Source organism: Pseudomonas fluvialis (assembly GCF_002234375.1).
GTDB classification, from domain to species: domain Bacteria; phylum Pseudomonadota; class Gammaproteobacteria; order Pseudomonadales; family Pseudomonadaceae; genus Aquipseudomonas; species Aquipseudomonas fluvialis.
The window spans coordinates 87,905-107,473 of sequence record NZ_NMQV01000004.1 but is presented as its reverse complement, the minus strand read 5'-3'; the positions used below and the strand labels follow the sequence as shown (position 1 = coordinate 107,473).

Genomic DNA, 19,569 nt, shown 5'->3' with positions numbered 1-19,569 from the left:
CCTATGCAGCTCAACGAATTGGTACTGGCCAGCCACAACGCCGGCAAGCTCAAGGAACTGCAGGACATGCTCGGCGAACATGTACGGCTGCGCTCGGTCGGCGAGTTTTCCCGCGAGGAGCCTGAGGAAACCGGCCTGTCGTTTGTCGAGAACGCCATCCTCAAGGCGCGTCATGCTGCGCGCCTGAGCGGCCTGCCGGCACTCGCCGACGACTCCGGGCTGGCCGTCGATGCCCTCGGCGGCGCACCAGGCATCTACTCGGCACGCTATGCCGATGGCCAGGGCGATGCCGCCAACAATGCCAAGCTGCTGCAAGCACTGCGCGAGGTGCCCGAGGCACAGCGTAGTGCCCAGTTCGTCTGTGCCCTGGCGCTGGTCCGGCATGCCGACGACCCGTTGCCGATCATCTGCGAAGGGCTCTGGCAGGGTCGTATCCTGCAGGCTCCGCGCGGCAGCAACGGCTTCGGCTACGACCCGCTGTTCTGGGTCGAGGAGCGCCAGTGCAGCAGCGCCGAACTGGACAAAGCCAGCAAGAACCAGCTCAGTCACCGCGCCCGCGCCATGCAGTTGCTCAAGCAGCGGCTGGGGCTATGAATGCGCCACGCCAGCCGGCGCCGGCCACGGCGCTGAGTGAGCGGCCCGCAGTCAGCGCGTCTTTCGAGCTGCCGCCGCTCTCGCTGTACGTGCACATCCCCTGGTGCGTGAAGAAATGCCCGTACTGCGATTTCAACTCGCATGCTGCCGGCCCCAGCCTGCCGGAAGAGGCATACGTCGATGCGCTGCTGGCCGACCTGGAGGCCGAGCGTGAGCAGGCGCAAGGACGCCCGCTGCGCTCGATCTTCTTCGGTGGCGGCACGCCCAGCCTGTTTTCCGCCAAGGCACTGGGACGCTTTCTCGACGGCGCGCAACAACGCCTGTCCTTCAGCGAGGACATCGAAATCACCCTGGAGGCCAACCCCGGCACCTTTGAGCAGGCCAAATTCACCGCCTACCGCCAGCTCGGCATCAATCGCCTGTCGATCGGCATCCAGAGCTTTCAGGACAGCAAGCTCAAGGCGCTCGGGCGCATCCATGATGGCGGCGAAGCCGTGCGCGCCGCCGACATGGCACGCGCCGCCGGTTTCGACAATTTCAACCTCGACCTGATGCACGGCCTGCCCGAGCAGACGCTGGAAGAAGCACTCGCCGACCTGCATCTGGCGATCGCCCAGCAGCCCAGCCACCTGTCCTGGTACCAGCTGACCATGGAGCCCAACACACAGTTCTGGAGCCAGCCGCCGAGCCTGCCGGAAGATGACATTCTCTGGGACATCCAGGAGGCCGGCCAGGCTCTGCTCGCCGAACAGGGCTACGCGCAGTACGAAACCTCGGCCTATGCCCGGCCACAGCGCCAGGCGCGGCATAACCTCAATTACTGGACCTTTGGCGACTTCATCGGCATTGGCGCCGGAGCCCACGGCAAGCTCAGCCACGCCGACGGACGCATCCAGCGCACCTGGAAGACCCGTCTGCCCAAGGACTACCTGGCCAGCGCACAACGCCAGCAGGCCGGGGCCCGCTGGCTGGACGCGCAGGAACTGCCCTTCGAATTCCTGATGAACGCCCTGCGCCTGAGCGACGGCGTACCCAGTAGTCTGTTCAGCCAGCGCACCGGGCTGCCCCTCGCGCATCTTGACGCGGCACGCCAACGCGCCGAGCAGCAGGGGCTGCTCAATCCCGACCCACAGCGTCTGCAGGCCAGCCCCCGCGGGCAGCTGTTTCTCAACGACCTGCTGCAACTGTTTCTGTGAAGACAAGGACCGCCCATGGATATGCTTCTCGACCTGATCGTCAACCTGTCACGCTGGAGCCGCGGCCACCTCTACGACATCTCCCTGGCTATCATGGCAACCCTCTTCGTGCTGTTCGGCCCAGGACTCAATGCCTGGGTGCAACGCAGCATCGGTTCACTCAATTTCATCCTGCGCACGCTGATCTTCGTTATCGTCTGCGCGGTCGGCTACGGCCTGGCCATCGTCTTCCTCACCCCCTGGCTGGCCAAGGGACTGGCGCACTTCAATAACTTCACCTTGTCGCCGGTGCTGCTGCTGGTGTTCTTTATCATCGGCATACTCGCCGACCGCAGCTGACCAGTCGCTCAGCTTTTTCGCCACCTGCGCAAGCATTTTGCCAAGCGGTTCCGCAACGGCCGCGAACTGTCACACCCTGGCACTGCGATGCTGCTCGCCAAAGCGGCATACTCGCCTGCAGTAGCTGCCAGGCCGTGATGCAACCAGCGAACTCGGCACGCCTCCCTCCCTAGACTGCGCAGCGCAACCTCACTCCCACAAGGAAACGCTGCATGTCAAAAACCTGGATCGCCGCCGCGGTGGCCACGGCCGTCGTCGGTGGTGCACTCGGTGTGCTGCTCGCCGAACAACCCACGCCCCTGCAAGCGGAAGACAGCCTTGGGCAACCGCCTGCAGTTACGCCAGCCGCCCTGCCTGAGCGTACTCAGCTGCCGCTCAGCGCACAGCCCAAGCACAGCCCCGGTGACCTACCTAGCGAGCGCGTATTGTGGAACGCCGACAGCCTGCGTGAAGAGCACGCGCAAGGGCTCACCCAGTACTACACCCAGATCAATCCACAACTGTTGCAGGACCTGCAGCAGGGCCAGGTCGTCAGTCTGGCCTTGCCTGGCCATGCACAGGTATTGCGCGCCACGCTGAGCCAGACCCGCAATACCGGGGACAGCGCGGTGTGGCATGGCGCGCTGGGCGAAGACGATGATCTGGAAAGCCTGACCCTGGTGCGCGGCAAGCTGGAAACCCATATCAGCGTAGCCACCCGCGACGGCAGCCTGGCCATCATCATCGACAACGCCACCGGCAAGACACAGATCACCGACGAGAACCAACTGGTACTGCGCGCCGACCCTAACGACCACCTGCACTACGACCACCAAGAGCTGGCCCCGCTGCCGCCGCCCAGCCAGGGCTGAAACAAGGAAAATTCCATGAACAAAACGCAATGGCTATCCGCCCTGGCGCTCGCCATGGCCGCCCACAGCGCCCAGGCCAACCCGCAGATCGTCGACATCATGGTGCTCTACACCAAGGATGCCCAGGCGCTGCCCAACGGCCGCGATATCGACGCGCGCATCGCCAGCTATATCGAATACGCCAACAATGCCTATGCCAAGAGTGGCGCCAACCTGCGCCTGCGCCTGGTACACAAGCAGTTGCTGGATTGGGCCGACTACTACGACGTGTCATCCAGCAACCTCAACAAGTTCACCTACGACAGCCGGGTACAACGCTTGCGGGAACAATACGGCGCGGACCTGGTGCAACTGGTCAACCGTACCACCCAGGGCCAGGGCTACGGCGTCTGCGGCATCGCCTGGATGGGCAGCGGCAGCAAGAACAGCGACCGCTTCAACAACGGGGCCAAGGAAATGGCCTATGGCCTGACCGGGGTTGACTGCAGCCTCAGCACCTTTGCCCACGAGGCCGGGCACAATATGGGCCTGCGCCACTCCTACGAGCAGGACCAGCAGGAAGGCTATTACAGCAACAACGGGCACAGCGGCACCCACGAATGGAGCCGTGGTTATGGCGTGCAGGGCCAGTACAGCACCATCATGGCCTACCCGCAGGTCTTCGGCGCCCGCCGTCAGGCCCCGGTATTCTCCAACCCGCAACTCAGCGACAGCGATTGCAGCAACCGTCCATGTGGCGAACATGAGCGAGCCGATGCCGTTCGTGCCCTCAACGCCATGGCCGCACAGATCGCCGCATTCCGTGCCACCCAGGTACCCGTTACTGGCAATCCGGGTGGCACCACTCCACCACCGGCCGAATTGCCCTGGTGCAGCAAGCCGGCACTCAAGAGCCTGGTCGACAATGGCGAATTCAACACCGGCGAGGGTTGGCGCAGCCTGTTTGGCCAGGGTCGCCTGAGCCTGGTGAATGTCGCGCTGAACTGCCGCGACAATGCCTTGCAGATGGAGACCCAGGGCTTCGATGCGCTGGTCACGCCAATCGGCGCGCTAAACCGCGGCAGCCAGTACCGATTGCGCGCCAAAGCCATGCTCAAGGCACGCGACAGCCGGGAAAATGTCCGCCTGGCCATCCTCCAGGAGCTCAACGACGGACGGCTCAGCTACAGCGCCGAACAGTCGGTCAGCCTGTCGCTCACCGGCAACGAGTTCTCCCGCCTGGAACGCAACTTCACCTTCCAGCCCGCAGCAGACGCACGCAGCACCTATGTTGCCCTGTGGAGCGATAGCGGCAGTAGCCTGCTGATCGACGAAGTCGAACTGGTCGAGGCGCAGGCCGCCACGCCACCGGCTCCACCGTTCCCCAGCCAACTCAGCTGGAGCTTCGAGAATGGCATCGACGGCTGGTCGGGCTTCCACGGCAAGATCCGCGCCAGCAGTTATGCACGCAGCGGCAAGCGCGCCCTGGAAGCCTACCTTCGGCAGTATGAAGGCTCGGGCGCCAGCATCAATCTGCTTGGCCAGGTGCAGCCCGGCGCACGCTATCAGCTCTCGGTGGACCTGGCGATTGGCCGCAGCAGTGGCAGCAGCGCGGTAGCCTACGCCTACCTGTATGTCGAAGACAGCCAGGGCCGCGGTCAACACCTGAGTCTTGGCCAGCGCGCCACTCGGGCGGGCCAGTGGAGCACACTGGCTCAGGAGGTGCAGTTGCCGGCAGGCACGCTGCGCCGTGCCGAGCTACTGATCCTTGGCACCCAGCGCAGCCAGTCGCTGTTCATCGACAACGTCAGCCTGCGCAAACGCTAAGCACGCTCCGCGATGAACCAAAAAAAAGCCCGTATCCGGGGATACGGGCTTTTTTATTAACCGCTGAACCGTGAACCGCGATCAGTTGCCTTCGCGGCGCAGCGCCTGGGCAGTGAAATCACGCGGGCGCAGTTCGGCAGAGAAATCGTACATCGGCTCGTTGTTGTCCAGGCCGTCGACGAAGTAGCGACCACCCTTCAGGTCGTAGATGGTCTCCAGGGTGCTCATGAACATCGGCACGTCGTAGTAATTGATCGAATGGGCTTCCTGCAGGCCATTCAGCTCGCCGTTCTTGTTGTACAGGTCGACGGCGAGGATCTGCCAGCTGTCCTCGTCAATGTAGAAACGACGCTTGGCGTAGGGATGGCTGAAACCGGTACGCAGCGTGGCCTCGACCACCCAGACACGGTGCAGCTCATGACGCAGCAGCGCCGGATTAACGTGTTTCTCCTGGAGAATATCGGTGTACGGAATACCTTTCTGGTGCAGCGCATAGCTGTTGTAGGGCATGAGCATTTCACGCTTGCCAAGCAGCGCCCACTGATAACGATCCGGTGCACCGTTGTACATATCCACTACGTCAGCGGTGGCCATGCCGCTGGTATCCGGCTGCAGGCTGTCATAGGCGAGCATCGGCAAACGACGCACGCGACGCTCACCACGGTTGAACCGCCAGGCTTTGCGGATCGACAGCACCTGATCCAGGGTTTCCTGCACGACCAGCGCATTACCGGCCAGCTTGGACGGTGCCACCACACGGTACTTGTAGAAGAACAGGGTGTTGTCCAGATCGCGCAGGCTTACCCCTTCACGGCCGTACACGAAATAGATCTCGCGCTCCAGCTTGAGCAGGTTGTAGGCACCACTGGCCAATACAGCCGCCTGATTGGTGACATAGCGGAACTGGTCGCCGCGGTAACGCATGATGTGGTTCCACACCACCTCCAGGCCTTCCTGGGGAATCGGGAAGGGAATCCCCGAGGCGGCCCCTTCCACACCATTACCACCGGAGATCATCTGCGCATTCTGCGCGTTGTAACGGGTGGCATCGTAGATACGCTGCGGCATCGAGGCACTCCGACGGGTCGGAAATACCCGCAGGTTGTAGCCAGGGTAGGTTTTCAGCAGCGCCTTGTGGCCTTCGCTGAGCTGCTGTTCATACTGCCCCATGTTGCCGGCATCCACCTGGAACAGCGGGCTGTCGGCCTTGAACGGGTCGGGATGGTGCATACCCGGCTGATACTCCGCCGGCGGCGTGGTGATTCCGCCCTCCCAGGACGGAATGCTGCCGCTGGCATTACCCGCCTTCTCGGCGCCCAGCGGTGTCAGGTCAGCCCCCAGGCGCGCTGCCTGCACGGCGTCGACCTTGGCTTGAACGGGCAGCGCACAGGCCGCCAACAGCAATAGTGCCAATCGCTTCATCACAACATTCTCCTCGCAGCGGCCGTGGGCCGTACTTCTTGTTGGCTCGTGAGCGGCGCTCGGCGAACCCATCCTGAACATGGTGGAGCAGGTGAGGCCATCCTGGTGCCGGGTAATCCCAGTCTAGTCGTTTATCCCTGTGAGCGGCGTACGCCCTTGGTATATCAGTGCTCGCGGCGGAACTTGAGGTCCCACACGCCATGACCCAGGCGCTCACCGCGGCGCTCGAACTTGGTCACCGGGCGCTCTACTGGGCGTGGAATGTAACCGCCATCGACCGCCAGGTTACGATAGCCCGGCGCGGCATTCATCACCTCGAGCATGTGTTCGGCATACGGCTGCCAGTCGGTGGCCATGTGCAATACACCGCCGACTTTCAGTTTTTGCCGCACCAACTGCGCCCATTCCGGCTGGACGATGCGCCGCTTGTTATGCCGGGCCTTGTGCCAGGGGTCAGGAAAGAACAGCAGCACGCGATCCAGGCTGGCATCCGCCACGCAGTCACGCAGCACTTCCAGCGCATCGCAGCTATACACACGGATATTCTCCAACTGCTGTGTCAGCATGCCGTTGAGCAACGCACCAACGCCGGGGCGGTGCACTTCCACACCAATGAAGTCCTCGTCAGGCGCCGCAGCGGCCATCTCCAGGGTCGCCTGACCCATGCCAAAGCCGATCTCGAAGGTACGCGGCGCCTGACGACCGAATACCTCATCGAAGTCCTGCAGGCCGGCGGCCAGCTCCAGACCAAAACGCGGCCAGCCCAGCTGCAGGCCACGCTGCTGACCTTCGGTCATGCGCCCCGCACGCATGACGAAGCTTTTGATGGCGCGCATCGGCCGCGCCGCGTCGGGGGTAGTTTCTTCGTTCATCAAATAACCTGCGCACGCACCGCGCTGCCCGGCCGGCGACCGGGCGCACGGCAGCAATAGTTAGCGGATCAGACCTTCCAGTGGCGACGAGGCACTGGCATAGAGTTTCTTCGGCATGCGTCCAGCCAGGTAGGCGAGGCGCCCGGCGATCACCGCATGGCGCATGGCGGCGCCCATCTGTATGGGGTCACCGGCATGCGCGATGGCGCTGTTCATCAGCACCGCATCACAGCCCAACTCCATGGCGATGGTGGCATCCGAGGCTGTGCCCACACCGGCATCCACCAGCACCGGCACCTTGGCTTCTTCAAGAATGATCTGCAGGTTGTAGGGATTGCAGATACCCAGGCCGGTGCCGATCAACCCGGCCAACGGCATGACGGCGATACAGCCCATCTCGGCCAGTTGGCGGGCGATGATCGGGTCATCGCTGGTGTAGACCATCACATCGAAGCCTTCCTTGACCAGCACTTCGGCGGCCTTGAGCGTCTCGATGACATTGGGGAAAAGGGTCTTCTGGTCAGCCAGTACCTCCAGCTTGACCAGCGTGTGGCCGTCCAGCAGCTCACGGGCCAGCCGGCAGGTGCGCACCGCATCCTGGGCATCGAAGCAGCCGGCGGTATTTGGCAGGATGGTGTAACGCTCGGGGCTGATCACATCGAGCAAATTGGGCTCGCCGGGATGCTGTCCGATGTTGGTGCGGCGCACCGCCACGGTGACGATTTCCGCGCCACTGGCTTCGATGGCCAGGCGAGTTTCCTCGAGGTCCTTGTATTTGCCGGTACCCACCAGCAGACGGGACGCATAGCTGCGACCAGCGAGCACGAAGGGTTTGTCGCTACGAGCTTGACTCATGGAAACTCCTTGCGCGGCTGTTCAGCCGCCACCAATGGCATGCACCACTTCGACCCGGTCACCGGGCTGCAAGCGATGCTCGGCATGTGCGCTGCGCGGCACGATGTCCAGGTTGACCTCAACCGCCACACGCCGCCCGGCCAACTGCATCAGCTCAAGCAGATCAGCCAGGCTACTGCCGGGTGCTAGTTCAACGGGACTGCCATTTACTTCAATCAGCATGACCGAATAATCAGAAAAAGCCGGGGCGGCATTCTAATCGACCACAACGTTGCACGCTATCCACGCGGCAGTCGCCAGGCGGCCAGGCTCACGGCCAACCAACCGGCGACCAGGCAAAGGCCGCCCAGCGGCGTGAGCAGGCCCACCGGCCAGCCCCACAGCACCCGTGCATAAAGACTGCCACTGAACAGCAGCATACCCAGCAACCAGGCCGCACTGGCCAGACGCAGGTAAAGCGAGGACTGACGCAGCAACCACAGGCCGACCAACAACAGCGCCAGGCTATGCCACTGCTGGTAATGCACTGCCGTCTGAAAAACCGCTAGGTGCTGCTCACTGAGCCGCGCGCGCAGGCCATGCGCGGCAAAAGCCCCGAGCAGGACACTGGCCGCACCACTCAGACCGGCCAGCACAACTACGATTCGCGTCATGGACTTTCCTTCGCCAAACTGCAGCTGCCTATAATCGCCCACCCCGGACTGAATGACCAACCCTGCATGTTGCGCACCCTGCTCCGTCGACTGCTGAACATCTTCCTGCTGCTCCTGCTCGGCAGTGCCTTGTTAGTGCTCGCCCTACGCTGGATCGACCCGCCCGGCAGTGCGCTGATGGTCGAGCGCAAGCTGGAAGCCTGGCGACAGGGCGAAAGCCTGCAACTGCAGCGTCAATGGCGCGACTGGCAACAATTGCCGGATGACCTGAAGATGGCGGTGATCGCCGCCGAAGACCAGAAATTTGCCAGCCATGCCGGCTTCGATCTGCACGCTATCCGCGCCGCCCTGGCACACAACCAGCAAGGCGGCAGCCTGCGGGGTGCCAGCACCCTCAGCCAGCAGGTCGCCAAGAACCTGTTCCTCTGGTCCGGGCGCAGCTGGCCTCGCAAGGCCCTGGAAGCCTGGTTCACTGCCCTGCTGGAAGCCCTGCTACCCAAGGAGCGCATCCTCGAGCTGTACCTCAACAGCGCCGAATGGGGGCCCGGCATCTTCGGCGCCGAAGCGGCCGCGCGTCACCATTTCGCAAGCGGCGCACCCTACCTGTCGCGTCAGCAGGCTACCCTGCTGGCCGCCATCCTGCCCAATCCGCTCCAACGCAGCGCTCGCCAGCCAAACGCCGCTACGCTGCGCCGCGCAGCCTGGATCAGCCGGCAGATGCGCCAACTGGGGGGCAGCCATTACCTGCAACAGATGCACAACAGCCACTGGTCACAGCGGTTGTTCACGCCATGAACGCCGGGGCTGCGCCAGCAGTCCCTGCACCTGCTCATCGACCAGCTGTGCAGTCAGCGCCCACTGCGGGTAGACCCAGGCCAGCCCCTCCGACAGCTCCAGCCGCAGGCGTGGCTTACCAAGACTGGCCGCCAGCTGTTCCGCCGAGACACTGTGCAAGGGCTGCAGGCTGAGGCTGCTGACCGGCAGTTCAGCCCATTGCACGGGCCACTCGCCGGTTAACGCCTGCTCGGCATCCGCCGCCATGCCCGCCAGCACGGGTTGCAGGCGCTCTGCCCAGCTGGCCGACCACTGCAGTTCAGCCTGCAGACGCCAGCCCGCCTGCTCGGCACGCCACAGCAAGCGCGCCTGCGGCTGCCCGGCCTGCAGCCACAGCTGCCCCGCCTGCACTTCCTGCAAGGTCACCAGACGCAACCGCGCATCGGCCAGCGGGTCGAGGAGTCGTACCTGCCAGTCCTGCAGCTCGACCAGCGGCTGCGCCGCACGTCCCAGCCAGAGGGCCAGGGTGAAGATGGCCGAAGCCAGCAGCGCGTAGAACAGCAGATGTTGCACTCGAAGGGCCTGTCGCCACATGCGTGATTTTCCCGGACGTTAGACAGCAAAAAGCCGCACCAAGGTGCGGCTCTGTGCTGCCTGGAATGCTTACGCCTGAATCGAGCCCTTGAGCTTGTTCATGGCATTTTTTTCCAGCTGGCGGATACGCTCTGCAGAAACCTGATACTTGGCCGCCAGATCATGCAGGGTCGCCTTCTCCTCGGCCAGCCAGCGCTGGTAGAGAATATCGCGGCTGCGCTCGTCAAGCTTGTCCAGCGCCTCATGCAGGTGACCACTGGCGCTGTCACTCCAGTCAGCTTCTTCCAGTTGGCGGGCCGGATCATAGCGGTGGTCTTCCAGATAATGCGCAGGCGCCTGGAAGGCCGTGTCGTCGTCTTCGTCACAGCCCGGATCGAAGGCCATATCCTGGCCATACAGGCGGCTTTCCATCTCGCGCACTTCGCGCGCCTCGACACCCAGGCTCTGTGCCACGGCGTTGACTTCTTCGTTGTTCAGCCAGGCCAGCTTCTTCTTCTGCCCGCGCAGGTTGAAGAACAGCTTGCGCTGTGCCTTGGTGGTAGCGACCTTGACGATGCGCCAGTTGCGCAGGATGAACTCGTGGATTTCGGCCTTGATCCAGTGCACGGCAAAGGACACCAGGCGCACCCCCATTTCCGGGTTGAAGCGCTTGACCGCCTTCATCAGCCCGACGTTGCCTTCCTGGATCAGGTCGGCCTGGGCCAGGCCATAGCCGGCATAGCTCTTGGCGATGTGCACAACGAAACGCAGGTGCGCCAGCACCATCTGCCGGGCGGCTTCGAGATCCTGCTGGTAGTACAGGCGTTCGGCCAGCTCGCGCTCCTGTTCTACGGAGAGCAGCGGGATGCCGTTGACCGCATGCACGTAGGCCTCGAGGTTGGCACCCGGAGCCAGGGCATAGACAGGTTGCAGGGAAGTACTCATGCGAATCCTCCGATTCACGAAACTCGCGCAGTGTAGCACTGGCGGGTTTGACGGCAAGCCTGTGGATAAGTTCCGTAACGCATTAGCGTAAAACCCCTGCTAGCGCGGCTGCAGCTCCGACAGGTGGCGCGCCACGGCCAGCCAGGCACCGATATAGCCGAGGAAAATGGCCCCCAGCAACAACGACAGGCCATCGTCCAGTGGCACCCCCTGCAAGGCGAAGTCACTGCCGTACAGGCCGGCCAGGCGCACTACCGCCGCATTCAACCAGTCCAGGCCGAAGGCCAGCACCAGCCAGGCCAGCAGGCCGGCACCCGTGCCGTACAGCGCGCCCATATAAAGGAAGGGGCGGCGCACATAGGCATCGGTGCCCCCCACCAGCTTGATGATTTCGATCTCGCTGCGCCGGTTCTCGATATGCAGGCGAATGGTGTTGCCGATCACCAGCAGCAAGGCAAGGATCAACAGCAGGCTAAGACCGAACACAAAGTGATCACCCAGACCGAGAATCGCCCCCAGACGCTCCACCCACTGCAGGTCCAGCTGCGCCTGCTGCACGCCAGGCAGCTCCGCCAGACGCAGGCGCAACGCTTCCAGCGCGGCCTTGTCGACCTCTTTGGGGGTCACCAGAATCACCGCCGGCAAGGGGTTTTCCGGCAATTCCTTGAGCGCCTCACCCAGCCCGGATTGCTGCTGGAACTCTTCCAGCGCCTGGCTGCGACTGATCCACTCGGCCTCGGCGACATCATCCAGCGCAGCAATTTCATCGCGCAGGCGCGGCCCTTCGCGCTCGTCGAGCGACAGCTGCAGGTACAGGGAAATCTGCGCCGCCTTCTGCCATGAGCCGCCCAGCCGCTCGACGTTATCCAGCAGCAGGGCCAGACCCATCGGCAGCGACAGGGCAATGGCCATCACCAGGCAGGTGAAGAAACTGCCAACCGGCTGGCGCGCCAGGCGTCGCAGGCTGTCCAGCAGGCTGGCACGATGACTTTCCAACCAGGCATTCAGCAGCTCGCGGCTGCTCGGCTCATCACCCTGGGCGACCGGCTTGCTGGCCACCGACTGTGGATTGGCGCCGACCCGCTGGGCGGCCTGGCGATTGCGTTGTTCGTCCATCAACTGGCCTCCCCATCGCCGATCAGCCGTCCGCGCTGCAAGGTCAGCATGCGATGCCGCATGCGCGCGATCAGCGCCAGGTCGTGACTGGCAATCAGCACCGTGGTGCCCAGACGGTTGATGTCCTCGAACACCCCCATGATTTCTGCAGCCAGACGCGGGTCGAGGTTGCCGGTCGGCTCATCCGCCAGCAGCAGGGCCGGGCGGTGTACCACAGCACGCGCAATGCCGACCCGCTGCTGCTGGCCGGTGGACAGGTCGGCCGGCGACTGCTCAGCCTTGTCACTCAGGCTGACACGCTCCAGGGCCAGGGAGACCCGCTTGGCGATTTCCGGCTTGGACAGGCCGAGGATCTGCAGCGGCAGGGCGACATTATCAAACACCGTACGATCGAAGAGCAGCTGGTGGTTCTGGAAGACCACGCCGATCTGCCGGCGCAAATAGGGAATCTGCGCATTGCTGATCTGTGCCAGGTCCTGCCCTGCCAGCAGCAACTTGCCGCTGCTCGGTCGCTCCATGGCCAACAGCAGGCGCAGCAGGGTGCTCTTGCCGGCACCGGAGTGACCGGTAACGAAGAGAAACTCGCCGCGCCGCACACGAAAGCTCAGTTCATGCAGGCCGACATGGCCATTGGCGTAACGCTTACCCACCTGTTCGAAACGAATCATGGACGCTGATGACCTTCAGGGAAGAGTGAGCAACTCAGTGCTGTTTATCGGCGAACAGCGCCTGGACGAAATCCTTGGCCACGAAGCTGCGCAGGTCGTCGATACCCTCGCCCACACCGATATAGCGAATCGGCAGGCCGAACTGCTTGGCCAGGGCGAAGATCACCCCACCCTTGGCCGTGCCGTCCAGCTTGGTCAGCGCCAGGCCGCTCAGGTTGACCGCCTGGTGGAACTGCCGGGTCTGGTTGATGGCGTTCTGTCCGGTGCCGGCATCCAGCACCAGCAGGGTTTCATGGGGCGCCGATTCGTCGAGTTTGCCGATGACCCGGCGCACCTTCTTCAGCTCCTCCATGAGGTTGTCCTTGGTATGCAGACGACCGGCGGTGTCGGCGATCAGCACATCCATGCCGCGCGCCTTGGCCGCCTGCAGGGCATCGAAGATCACCGAGGCGGAGTCGGCGCCGGTGTGCTGCGCCACCACAGCGATCTGGTTGCGCTCGCCCCATACCTGCAACTGCTCCACGGCAGCGGCGCGGAAGGTATCGCCAGCCGCCAGCATGACTTTCTTGCCATCCTGCTGCAGCTTGCGCGCCAGCTTGCCGATAGTGGTGGTCTTGCCTACGCCGTTCACGCCAACCACGAGGATCACATAGGGCTGCTGCGCGGCCTCGATATTCAGCGGCTGCTCGACCGGCGCCAGCAGGGCGGCCAGTTCTTCCTGCAACGCCTTGTACAGCGCCTCGCTGTCAGCCAATTCCTTGCGCGCCACACGACGGGTGAGGTTCTGCACGATGGCCGTCGTCGCTTCCACCCCCACATCGGCGGTCAGCAGGCGGGTTTCCAACTCATCAAGCAGGTCATCGTCGATCGCCTTCTTGCCGAGGAACAGGCTGGCCATACCCTCGCCCAGGCTGGCGCTGGTCTTGGCCAGGCCTTCCTTGAGACGGGCAAACCAGCCACCCTGGTTGTCACCCGGCTTGGCCTGTTCCTGCTGGACCGGCGCGGCCTCCGCTTGCGGCGGCTCGGCCGGCGGCAGCGGTGCAACCACCACGGGCTCGGCACCGGCATTGATACGGAAGCGACTGAAACTGGGGCGCGGTGCCTCTGCCGTTGCCGGCAAGGCCTGCGGCATATCCTGCGGTGGTTCGACGCTTAGCGCTTCGGCAAGCGGCTGCACAGCAGCAGGCTGGCTGATGGGTTCGACCTGCACGACAGGGGCATCCACAGGCGGCGCTGGCACAACCTCAGGTAGGCCTGGCGCAGCCTCTACCGTCACCTTTGCCGCCACCTCGGGCGCAGTGGCGGCCTGCGCCACCGTGCTCTCTGGCGGCGTGGGCGTTTCACTGGCCGCCTGCACGGCTGTCGGCTCGTCCTGGGGCTTCTTGCGCAGCCAGCCGAACAGCGACTTTTTCTCGGGGTTTTCCGCAGCGGCAGGCGGGGTGTTCTTCTCGTCGGGGGAACCAAACATGCTCAACAGGCTTCTCTGCGGGAGGCAAGGTGCTCGACCGCCCCTTGCGCTGCACATCTACCCCGCCATCCAGCAGCACGCTGCGGGCGGGAACGTTGCGCGCGACTTTACCACTAACCGCCTGCCTGCGCAGTGTTCGCCGTCAGGCGGGCGGGCCCTGCCAGCCAGGCACCAGGCCACGCAGCAGGCTGTCGATCAGCAACGGGCTGTCGGCCAGCGGATCAAACAAGGCACGGTCACGCGTCCAGTCGGTGAACAGGCCAACCAGCTGCGCGTGCAGCGCCCGCGCCGCCAGGACCGGAGTGATCTGCGCATGCAGCAGCGGGCGGCACGCCGGGCTGGCAAACAACTGCTCGACCAGCGCGATGAATTGATTGACGAAGGCGTAGTGGCGGGTTTCCGCCTCGCGCAACTCATCGGTGAACTCGCAGCGGTGCAACAGGATGGTCAATATCCGCCGCTTCTGCGGGTCGCGCGCCAGATTCTGCACAGCCTCCACACACAGCTCGCGCAGCGCCAGCAACGGCTGCTGCGGATCACACTGGCCCAAACGCTCGGCGAGCTGTTCGGGCGGCAGGCGTACGCCGTTGAGCATCTCGTGGAACAGGTGGGCCTTGTTCTCGAAGTGCCAGTACAGTGCCCCGCGCGTCACCCCGGCCACCCGGGCGATCTGCTCCAGTGTGGTGTGTGCCACACCCTGGGCCAGGAACAGCTGTTCGGCAGCCTCCAGCAGCTGCTGGCGGGTCTGCTCGGCCTGTTGTTTGGTACGACGCATAGTGCTGTGCGGAACCTCCACGGTATGCAGAACAGATGCACGACTGGCAAACCCAGGCCGGGCGACTTAACTACAGACAGGCCAGATTTGGCCATAGCGCGTTCAGTGTAACGGTAAAAGGCACGTAAGGCGCCTTTACAAACAGTCGTGTATGTAACAGCATCGCCCACCTTGTCGTTTTTCACCCCTCCCGCAGTGGCACGGCCGACTCCGGGGCGCACTGCCGCCGCATAACCGGGCTACGACCGCCACCAGCCAGGGGTGTTTAACGCTGTACTGCCAACGTGGCCGGCCCCTGGCCCGCCTGAACGGCCAACGCGGAGAGAGACATCCATGCCACTGATTCATCATCGCGCCGCCACAGCGCTATTTTGCCTGGCCCTGGGCCTGCCGCTGACCAGCCTGGCCGCCGGTCCGGGTGGCGACATGCCGCCGCCTGAAGTACATATCGAGGTAGTACAGCCTGCCGACCAGCCGCTGGTCTTCGAATACGCCGCGCGCACCGCCGGCTACCGCGAGGTCGAGGTACGCGCACAGGTCAGCGGCATCCTCCAGGAGCGTACTTACCAGGAAGGTAGCGCCGTCAAGCAGGGTCAGGTGCTGTTTCGCATCGACCCACGCACCTATGCCGCCGCCCTGGCCCGCGCCAAGGCCAGCCTGGCCCAGGAGCAGGCGCGCTTCCGCCAGGCTGAGCGCAACCTCAAGCGCATCGGCGAATTGCAGAAGAAGGGCTACGCCAGCGAAAGCGAACTGGATAACGCCATTTCCAGCTTCGAACAGAGCAAGGCCAATATCCAGGCGGCCGAAGCCGAGGTCCTGTCACGACAGATCGACCTCGACTACACCACGGTGAAGGCGCCCATCTCCGGCATCACCAGCAAGGAAACCCGCTCCGAGGGCAGCCTGGTGGTCGCTGGCGACCCCAACTCCAGCCTGTTGACGAACATCACCCAGCTCGACCCGATCTACGTCAACTTCGCCTACCCGGACCGCGAGGCCGAACGCCTGCGCTCCGCGGTACAAAGCGGCAACCTGATGCTGCCGAACGATGGCCAGCTGCTGGCTCAGGTGCAGTTCGGTGACGGCTCCTTCTACCCGCTGGAAGGCAAGGTCGACTTCACCGACAGCCTGGTCGACCGCGGCACCGGCACGGTCAGCGCACGCGCCGTGGTGGCCAACCCCGAACAGAAACTGCTGCCAGGCCAGTTCGTCCGCGTGCTGATCAAGGGCATCAGCCAACGCAATGCGCTGAGCGTGCCGGAACGCGCGGTGGCCCAGGGCCCGCAGGGCACCTTCGTGTATATCGTCGACGAACAGGGCCTGGCGCAGATCCGCCCGGTGAAGGCCGGACGCACCAGCCATGGCCGCTGGCTGATCGACAGCGGCCTGCAGGCCGGCGACAAAGTGATCGTCGAAGGCCTGCCGCGGGTGCGTCCCGCTGCCCCGGTAACCGTGCGCGAGCAGGCTGAGTAATTTCCCAGAACGCGCCGGCCCAGGGCCGGCGCCGTGCTGTCGTGGTACGGCAGCGAGGAGCGTTTGACGTGATATCCCGCTTTTTCATCGACCGCCCGGTATTCGCCACGGTCATCTCGGTGGTCATCGTGCTGGCCGGCCTGGCTGCCATGCGCAGCCTGCCGGTGGCCCAGTACCCGCAGATCCTCCCGCCCCAGGTACAGGTCAGCGCCGCCTACCCCGGCGCCAGTGCGCAGGTCATCGCAGAGACCGTGGCTGCGCCGCTTGAGCAAAGCATCAACGGCGTCGAGGGCATGATCTACCAGCTGTCCAACTCGGCCAGCAGCGGCGCCATGAGCCTGACCGCCTACTTCCAGGTCGGCACCGACCCCGACCAGGCGACCATCGACGTCAACAACCGGGTACAGGCCGCGCTGGCCAAGCTGCCCGAGGAAGTACGCCGCCAGGGCGTCAAGGTGGAGAAGAAGTCCTCGGACATTCTCCAGGTGATCAACCTGTACTCGCCGGATAACTCGCAGGACCCGGTGTTCATCTCCAACTACGCGCTGATCAACATCATCGATGAACTCAAGCGCCTGCCCGGCGTAGGGGACGTCCGCCAGTTCGGCTCCAAGGACTACTCCATGCGCATCTGGCTGCGCCCGGACAAGCTGGCCCAGTACAACCTCAGCCCGGCCGACGTGGTGCGTGCCATCCGCGAGCAGAACGCGCAGTTCGCCGCCGGCAGCTTCGGCCAGGCACCGCTGCCCACGCCGCAGGACTTCACCTATACAGTGACCACCCAGGGTCGCTTCAAGGACCCCAAGGAGTTCGAGCAGGTCATCCTGCGGGCCGACCAGACCGGCGCCAGCCTGCGTCTCAAGGATGTCGCCCGCATCGAACTGGGGGCCCAGGACTATTCGCTGGTCACCTCGCTGAACGGCCAGCAGAACGCCGCCTTCGGCGTGTTCCTGCAACCCGGCGCGAATGCCCTGGACACCGCCAGCGCGGTGCGTGATGCGCTGGAGCGCCTGGCGCAGCGTTTCCCCCAGGGCATGACCTACAAGATTCCCTACGACACTACCAAGTTCGTGCAGATCTCCATCGACGAGGTGGTAAAGACCTTCTTCGAAGCCCTGCTGCTGGTAGTGCTGGTGGTCTTCCTGTTCCTGCAGAACTGGCGGGCCACGCTGATCCCGGTACTGGCCATCCCGGTGTCGCTGGTCGGCACCTTCGCCGGCATGTACCTGCTGGGTTTCTCGATCAACCTGCTGACCCTGTTCGGCATGGTGCTGGCCATCGGTATCGTGGTGGATGACGCCATCGTGGTCATCGAGAACGTCGAGCGGGTCATGCGCACCCAGAAACTCGATGCGCGCAGCGCGGCGATCAAGGCCATGGAGGAAGTCACCGGACCGATCATCGCCATCGTCCTGGTGCTCTGCGCGGTGTTCGTCCCGGTGGGCTTCCTCGGCGGCCTGGCCGGGGAAATGTATAAACAGTTCGCCATCACCATCGCCGTGTCGGTGGTGATCTCCGGGATCGTTGCGCTGACCCTGTCGCCGGCCCTGTGCGCCCTGCTGCTCAAGGAAACGCATGAGCAACCCGCCGCACCCTTCCGCCTGTTCAACCGCCTGTTCGACCGCGCCACGGCGCTGTACAGCGCCGGCGTGGCGTTCTTCCTGAAGCGCGCCCTGCTCGGCCTGCTGCTGTTCGGCGGCATGCTGCTGCTGACCTTCGAGCTATTCGGCCGGGTGCCTGGCTCGCTGGTTCCTGAAGAGGACCAGGGCTATGTGATCAACGCCTACTTCCTGCCGCCGGCCGCTTCGGTGAGCCGTACCGATGCGCTGACCAGCGACTTCACCCAGCGCCTGATGGAGCATCCGGCAGTGGATAACGTGGTGACCTTCGCCGGTTTCGACATTCTCACCTTCGGCCAGCGCACCAACGCCGGGGTGTCCTTCGTGCCGCTCAAGGACTGGTCGGAGCGCACCACGCCGGAACTGGATGCGCGCAACCTGACCCGTGAAATCATGGGCATGGGCATGGCCGAGAAGGATGGCATGGTGCTCTCGTTCAACCCGCCGCCGATCTCCGGGATGAGCACCACCGGCGGCTTCGAAGGCTTCATCCAGGACCGCGCCGGCGCCGGCACCGAGCAACTGGCCGCCAAGGTCCAGGCCTTCCTCGCCGCCGCGCAGAAACGCCCGGAGCTGGCCGGTCTGCAAAGCACCTTCAGCGCCAACGTGCCGCAGTACTACATCGACCTCGACCGCACCAAGGCCGCCGCGCTGGGCGTCGCGGTGAGCGATGTGTTCACCGCCATGCAGTCGACCTTCGGCAGCTACTACGTCAACGACTTCAGCCTGTACGGGCGGATCTGGCAGGTCAGCCTGCAGTCGGAAGCCGAGTTCCGCAGCAAGCCGGACGACCTGTCGCAGGTCTACGTGCGCTCGGCCAGCAGCGGCGAGCTGATCCCGCTGACCAGTCTGATCAAGGTACGCCGTATCCTCGGCCCGGACACCTACGCGCGCTTCAACGTCTATCCGGCGGCCAAGCTGCTCGGTGGCCCGGCCCCCGGCTACAGCTCCGGGCAGGCGCTGGCAGCCATGCAGGAAGTCGCCGACGAAGTACTCGGCGCGGATTACAGCCTGGCCTGGATCGGCTCGGCCTACCAGGAACAGGCTACCCAGGGCTCAGGCAGCCTGGCTTTCGTGTTCGGCCTGATCATGGTGTTCCTCATCCTCGCCGCCCAGTACGAGCGCTGGACCCTGCCGCTGGCCGTGGTGACCGCCGTGCCCTTCGCGGTGTTCGGCGCCATCCTCGCTGTCTGGCTGCGCGACCTGCAGAACGACGTGTACTTCCAGGTCGGCCTGATCACCCTGATCGGCCTGGCGGCGAAGAACGCCATTCTGATCATCGAGTTCGCCGTGTTGCTGCGCGACGAGGGCAAGGGGCTGTTCGAGTCGGCGCTGGAGGCAGCAAAACTGCGCTTCCGGCCGATCGTCATGACCTCGCTGGCCTTCATCCTCGGCTGTGTGCCGCTGGCCATCAGCAGCGGCGCCGGCTCGGCCAGCCGCCATTCGATCGGCACCGGTGTGATCGGCGGGATGCTGGCGGCCACGCTGCTGGCGACCTTCCTCATCCCGATGTTCTACCTGCTGGTCGAACGCGCCAGTGAGCGCCTGCGCGGCAAGCGCAGCTAACGGC

Annotated in this window: 19 protein-coding genes; 8 read left to right on the top strand and 11 right to left on the bottom strand. The window is 64.2% G+C overall.

Features of this window, described 5'->3' with window-relative positions; translation table 11 throughout:
- Window positions 1-3 precede the first annotated feature (3 nt).
- From rdgB to mep72, 5 genes are all read left to right on the top strand, one after another.
- Entirely contained in the window at window positions 4-594 is a 591-nt protein-coding gene (gene rdgB, locus CFY91_RS03245; protein ID WP_093984912.1) for an RdgB/HAM1 family non-canonical purine NTP pyrophosphatase, read from the top strand.
- Window positions 591-1,790, top strand: a complete 1,200-nt coding sequence (gene hemW, locus CFY91_RS03240) for a radical SAM family heme chaperone HemW (RefSeq protein WP_093984911.1) — start codon at window positions 591-593, stop codon at window positions 1,788-1,790. The genes rdgB and hemW overlap by 4 nt, the downstream gene beginning before the upstream one ends.
- Window positions 1,791-1,805: 15 nt before the next feature.
- Complete coding sequence (locus CFY91_RS03235; protein WP_093984910.1) at window positions 1,806-2,129, top strand: DUF3392 domain-containing protein; 324 nt, start codon at window positions 1,806-1,808, stop codon at window positions 2,127-2,129.
- A gap of 212 nt (window positions 2,130-2,341) precedes the next feature.
- Window positions 2,342-2,980, top strand: a complete 639-nt coding sequence (bamI, locus tag CFY91_RS03230; RefSeq protein ID WP_093984909.1) for a biofilm-associated metzincin protease inhibitor BamI — start codon at window positions 2,342-2,344, stop codon at window positions 2,978-2,980.
- A 15-nt stretch (window positions 2,981-2,995) separates the two neighbouring features.
- Entirely contained in the window at window positions 2,996-4,786 is a 1,791-nt protein-coding gene (gene mep72, locus CFY91_RS03225; protein WP_093984908.1) for a biofilm-associated metzincin protease Mep72, read from the top strand.
- Between the two features lie 81 nt (window positions 4,787-4,867).
- On the opposite strand, the gene CFY91_RS03220 is transcribed toward mep72, so the two are convergent.
- The 5 genes from CFY91_RS03220 to CFY91_RS03200 all read right to left on the bottom strand — a co-directional run bounded on the left by CFY91_RS03220 (window position 4,868) and on the right by CFY91_RS03200 (window position 8,588).
- On the bottom strand, window positions 4,868-6,208 hold the full coding sequence (locus tag CFY91_RS03220) for a DUF1329 domain-containing protein (protein ID WP_188390254.1): 1,341 nt from the start codon (window positions 6,206-6,208) through the stop codon (window positions 4,868-4,870).
- A gap of 164 nt (window positions 6,209-6,372) precedes the next feature.
- Window positions 6,373-7,044 carry a tRNA (guanosine(46)-N7)-methyltransferase TrmB gene (gene trmB / locus CFY91_RS03215; RefSeq protein WP_229727149.1) on the bottom strand — a complete coding sequence of 224 codons (672 nt, stop codon included), beginning with the start codon at window positions 7,042-7,044 and terminating at the stop codon, window positions 6,373-6,375.
- Window positions 7,045-7,140: 96 nt separating this feature from the next.
- On the bottom strand, window positions 7,141-7,935 hold the full coding sequence (locus CFY91_RS03210; protein ID WP_093984905.1) for a thiazole synthase: 795 nt from the start codon (window positions 7,933-7,935) through the stop codon (window positions 7,141-7,143).
- Window positions 7,936-7,956: 21 nt separating this feature from the next.
- Window positions 7,957-8,157 (bottom strand): sulfur carrier protein ThiS, encoded by a 201-nt coding sequence (thiS, locus tag CFY91_RS03205; RefSeq protein ID WP_093984904.1) that lies wholly within the window; start codon window positions 8,155-8,157, stop codon window positions 7,957-7,959.
- Between the two features lie 56 nt (window positions 8,158-8,213).
- Complete coding sequence (locus CFY91_RS03200; RefSeq protein ID WP_093984903.1) at window positions 8,214-8,588, bottom strand: DUF423 domain-containing protein; 375 nt, start codon at window positions 8,586-8,588, stop codon at window positions 8,214-8,216.
- 66 nt (window positions 8,589-8,654) lie between these two features.
- Between CFY91_RS03200 and mtgA the strand changes: the two genes are divergently transcribed.
- Window positions 8,655-9,383 carry a monofunctional biosynthetic peptidoglycan transglycosylase gene (mtgA, locus tag CFY91_RS03195; RefSeq protein ID WP_093984902.1) on the top strand — a complete coding sequence of 243 codons (729 nt, stop codon included), beginning with the start codon at window positions 8,655-8,657 and terminating at the stop codon, window positions 9,381-9,383.
- Here the strand turns inward: mtgA and CFY91_RS03190 are convergent.
- The 6 genes from CFY91_RS03190 to CFY91_RS03165 form a co-directional block, all read right to left on the bottom strand.
- Complete coding sequence (locus tag CFY91_RS03190; protein WP_133063666.1) at window positions 9,360-9,935, bottom strand: hypothetical protein; 576 nt, start codon at window positions 9,933-9,935, stop codon at window positions 9,360-9,362. The genes mtgA and CFY91_RS03190 overlap by 24 nt on opposite strands.
- Window positions 9,936-10,025: 90 nt before the next feature.
- Window positions 10,026-10,880: an RNA polymerase sigma factor RpoH gene (gene rpoH, locus CFY91_RS03185; RefSeq protein ID WP_093984900.1), complete on the bottom strand. Its 855-nt coding sequence runs from the start codon at window positions 10,878-10,880 to the stop codon at window positions 10,026-10,028.
- Between the two features lie 99 nt (window positions 10,881-10,979).
- The gene (ftsX, locus tag CFY91_RS03180; protein ID WP_093984899.1) at window positions 10,980-11,996 is read right to left on the bottom strand and encodes a permease-like cell division protein FtsX; all 1,017 of its coding nucleotides are present in this window, start codon (window positions 11,994-11,996) and stop codon (window positions 10,980-10,982) included.
- Window positions 11,996-12,664 (bottom strand): cell division ATP-binding protein FtsE, encoded by a 669-nt coding sequence (gene ftsE, locus CFY91_RS03175; RefSeq protein WP_093984898.1) that lies wholly within the window; start codon window positions 12,662-12,664, stop codon window positions 11,996-11,998. The genes ftsX and ftsE overlap by 1 nt, the downstream gene beginning before the upstream one ends.
- Before the next feature lie 34 nt (window positions 12,665-12,698).
- On the bottom strand, window positions 12,699-14,132 hold the full coding sequence (gene ftsY / locus CFY91_RS03170) for a signal recognition particle-docking protein FtsY (RefSeq protein ID WP_093984897.1): 1,434 nt from the start codon (window positions 14,130-14,132) through the stop codon (window positions 12,699-12,701).
- Window positions 14,133-14,274: 142 nt separating this feature from the next.
- Window positions 14,275-14,907, bottom strand: a complete 633-nt coding sequence (locus tag CFY91_RS03165; RefSeq protein ID WP_093984896.1) for a TetR family transcriptional regulator — start codon at window positions 14,905-14,907, stop codon at window positions 14,275-14,277.
- 333 nt (window positions 14,908-15,240) lie between these two features.
- Between CFY91_RS03165 and CFY91_RS03160 the strand changes: the two genes are divergently transcribed.
- Both CFY91_RS03160 and CFY91_RS03155 read left to right on the top strand, forming a co-directional pair.
- Complete coding sequence (locus CFY91_RS03160; protein WP_093984895.1) at window positions 15,241-16,380, top strand: efflux RND transporter periplasmic adaptor subunit; 1,140 nt, start codon at window positions 15,241-15,243, stop codon at window positions 16,378-16,380.
- A 68-nt stretch (window positions 16,381-16,448) separates the two neighbouring features.
- Window positions 16,449-19,565, top strand: a complete 3,117-nt coding sequence (locus CFY91_RS03155; RefSeq protein ID WP_093984894.1) for an efflux RND transporter permease subunit — start codon at window positions 16,449-16,451, stop codon at window positions 19,563-19,565.
- The last annotated feature ends 4 nt before the right edge of the window (window positions 19,566-19,569 follow it).